Annotated in this window: 4 protein-coding genes; 3 read left to right on the top strand and 1 reads right to left on the bottom strand. The window is 64.0% G+C overall.

Annotated features, from left to right (window positions below):
* Positions 1–56 precede the first annotated feature (56 nt).
* Positions 57–416 (bottom strand): TIGR02300 family protein, encoded by a 360-nt coding sequence (locus tag ACTS1Z_RS11475; RefSeq protein WP_442624601.1) that lies wholly within the window; start codon positions 414–416, stop codon positions 57–59.
* A 183-nt stretch (positions 417–599) separates the two neighbouring features.
* Here ACTS1Z_RS11475 and aroA point away from each other — a divergent pair, with 183 nt between their 5' ends.
* From aroA to ACTS1Z_RS11460, 3 genes are all read left to right on the top strand, one after another.
* Positions 600–1,943 carry a 3-phosphoshikimate 1-carboxyvinyltransferase gene (gene aroA, locus ACTS1Z_RS11470; protein ID WP_442624600.1) on the top strand — a complete coding sequence of 448 codons (1,344 nt, stop codon included), beginning with the start codon at positions 600–602 and terminating at the stop codon, positions 1,941–1,943.
* Positions 1,940–2,566, top strand: a complete 627-nt coding sequence (locus ACTS1Z_RS11465) for a (d)CMP kinase (RefSeq protein WP_442624599.1) — start codon at positions 1,940–1,942, stop codon at positions 2,564–2,566. The genes aroA and ACTS1Z_RS11465 overlap by 4 nt, the downstream gene beginning before the upstream one ends.
* A 208-nt stretch (positions 2,567–2,774) precedes the next feature.
* The coding region (locus ACTS1Z_RS11460; protein ID WP_442624598.1) for a S1 RNA-binding domain-containing protein at positions 2,775–3,120 on the top strand (346 nt) is incomplete at its 3' end.

Here is a 3,120-nt window from a genome sequence, read left to right as displayed (position 1 = left end):
CCTGATTGGGAGGCCGGGAGGCGGAGCGGGCCGGTGCCGCCATCATTCAAGACGTTCTAGCTATCGTCTTCCTTGTCGTCGTCGCTGGAGCTGGTGTCGACCTGGATATCGTCGTCGCCGCCCAGGTCGACTTCGTCGTCCGGATTGATGTCCGCATCCTCGTCGACATCGGCGACGAGATCCTCATCGTCATCCTCGTCGTCGCCGGACAGATCGGCATCGTCCTTCTTGTTCTTGTCGTCTTTCTTGTCGTCGTCGAAAATCACCGGCTGCTTCGATTTCAGCACCGGCTCGGGCTCCCACACGGCGCCGCATTCGCTGTTGATGCAGGTGACGGGATCGTCTTCGCCGAGATCGTAGAAACGGGTCCCGCATTTCGGGCAGGTCCGTTTCGTGCCCCATTCTGGCTTCACCATTGGATATCGTCTCTCATCTATTCGGAAAATCTGCGTTCGGGTCATGCCCGGGATCGGGCGCGCGCTTGCCACATGGGATTGCCACTGTCAAAAGCCAAGTCCCGTTCAAGCAGGGTCCGGCCCGTGCGACAATATAGCGCGTAAATGTCAGACCATGCCTCTCCGCCCAACGCAAGGACCAACATGTCAGACGCGCCGATTTCTCGCACTTTTTCTTCGCAAGGCCCGCTGCGCGGCTATGCCCGCGTGCCCGGCGACAAGTCGATCAGCCATCGCGCGCTGATCCTGTCGGCGCTGGCGGTCGGCGAAAGCCGGATCGAGGGGCTGCTGGAAAGCGAAGACATCATCGCGACGGTCGCCGCGCTCTGGTCGATGGGCGCGCAGATCGGTCAGGATGCGAACGGCAACTGGGTCGTGAACGGTGTCGGCGTCGGCGGGCTGCTCCAGCCCGAAACGGCTCTCGACATGGGCAATTCGGGCACGAGCGCACGGCTGCTGATGGGTCTCGTCGCCAGCCATGCGGTTACGGCGACCTTTATCGGCGATCCCTCGCTCTCCAAGCGCCCGATGGGCCGCGTTATCGACCCTCTATCGCGCATGGGCGCGGATTTTTCGGTAACACCGGAGAACAGGATGCCGCTGATGGTGCATGGCCGCGTGCCGACCGTGCCGATCGAATATCGCCTGCCGGTCGCCTCGGCCCAGGTGAAATCGGCGATCATGCTCGCCGCGCTGAACACGCCCGGCATCACCCGCGTGATCGAGCCCGAGCGCACGCGCGACCATAGCGAGCGCATGCTCGGCGGCTTCGGCGCGGAAGTGAGCGTCGAGGAAGTCGATGGCGAGCGGATCATCAGCGTGACCGGCGAGGCGGAGCTGAAACCGCAGCCGATGACGAGCGTGCCCGGCGATCCCTCTTCCGCCGCCTTTCCGATGGTCGCGGCCTCGATCGTGCCCGGTTCCGCCATCTGGGTCCGCCATGTCGGCATCAACGAGACACGGATCGGGCTGATCGAGGTGCTGCGCGAAATGGGCGCGGATATCGCCTATGCGAACGAACGCGATGTCGGCGGCGAACCGGTCGCCGATATCGAGGTCCGCCACAGCGCCTTGAAGGGCGTGGAGGTCCCGCCGGACATCGCGCCGCGCATGATCGACGAATTCCCGATCCTGTTCGTCGCCGCGGCGATGGCCGAGGGAAAGACGGTGTGCACGGGTCTCGGCGAACTGCGCCACAAGGAATCGGACCGGCTGGCGATCATGGCGCGCGGGCTCAAGCAACTCGGCGTACCGGTCGAGGAGACCGAAGACGGGCTGGCGATAACCGGGTCGGGCGGCGAGAAGCTGCGCGGCGACTATGCAACCCCGACGATTTCCGCCGAACTCGATCACCGGATCGCGATGAGTTTCGCCGTCGCGGGCCTCGCTGCCGAGCATGGCGTGAAAATCGACGATATCCGCCCCATCGCCACGAGCTTTCCCAGCTTCCCGCCCATGCTGGAGGACCTGGGAGCGACGGTCGCATGATCATCGCGGTCGACGGCCCCGCCGCCTCCGGCAAGGGTACCATCGCCCGGGCGCTCGCCGCGCATTACGGCCTCCCCTGGCTCGATACCGGGCTGCTCTATCGCGCGGTCGGGATCAGCGTATTGCGGGCGGGCGGCAATCCTGACGATCCGGTGGATGCGCTCGCGGGCTGCGACTTTCCCGACGTATTGCTCGACGATCCGGAACTGCGCAGCGAGGCGGCCGGGAAATATGCATCGCGCGTATCGGTGCATCCGGTGGTCCGTGCAGCGCTGATCGAGCGGCAGAAGGCTTTCGCGAACCAGCCGGGCGGCGCGGTGCTCGATGGGCGCGATATCGGCACGGTGATCGCACCCGACGCCGATGCGAAGCTTTATGTCGAAGCCAGTACGGAAGCGCGCGCCGAGCGCCGCTATCATGACGAAATCAAGGACAACCCCGATGCCGATCGCGCCGCTATCCTCGCCGATATCGAAGCGCGCGACCGTCGCGACTCCGAACGCGCCAGCGCGCCGCTGAAACGCGCGGAAGATGCGGACTTGCTCGATACGACGAACCTCACTATATCGGCCGCCGTCCAGCGGGCGATTGCGCTCGTAGAAGCTCGGACGGGTAAGCGGTAACGACCGCATCCATCCAGTATCGTGTCAGGCAGCGGCGCCAAGCGTCGTAGCCTTGGCACGTCTTTGTGCTTTTCGAGGCACGCAAGCTTTTGCGAACGGAACGATCGATGGATGCGGGGCCGGCACGGGGCCGGCGCCGCAGCTTTGTTCCAAGACCTCCGGAGACAACCGGATGGCCTGAAACGAAAAATTGAAGGACTATTTATCCATGGCAACTGCGCCGAACCCCACGCGGGAAGATTTTGAAAAACTGCTCAACGAAACCCTGGGCGATTCCGATGGCTTTGAAGGCCAGGTCGTCAAAGGGACCGTCACCGGTATCGAGAATGATCTTGCGGTCATCGATGTCGGACTGAAATCCGAAGGCCGTGTGCCGCTGCGCGAATTTGCGAGCCCGGGCCAGAAGGCCGAACTGAATGTCGGCGACGAAGTCGAAGTCTATGTCGACCGCGTCGAGAACGCCAATGGCGAAGCGATGCTCAGCCGCGACCGCGCGCGCCGCGAAGCCGCCTGGGACCGCCTCGAAGCCGAATATGACAAGGAAGCCCGTGTCG

The organism is Parasphingopyxis sp. (assembly GCF_052168295.1).
In the GTDB taxonomy this organism is placed as follows: Bacteria; Pseudomonadota; Alphaproteobacteria; order Sphingomonadales; family Sphingomonadaceae; genus Parasphingopyxis.
This window is presented reverse-complemented; position numbering and strand designations above follow the sequence as displayed.

Excerpts from the sequence above, each read along its gene's own strand:
- ACTS1Z_RS11475 (WP_442624601.1), bottom strand. The coding sequence starts at position 416 with ATGGTGAAGCCAGAATGGGGCACGAAACGGACCTGCCCGAAATGCGGG.
- aroA (WP_442624600.1), top strand. The coding sequence starts at position 600 with ATGTCAGACGCGCCGATTTCTCGCACTTTTTCTTCGCAAGGCCCGCTG.
- ACTS1Z_RS11465 (WP_442624599.1), top strand. The coding sequence starts at position 1,940 with ATGATCATCGCGGTCGACGGCCCCGCCGCCTCCGGCAAGGGTACCATC.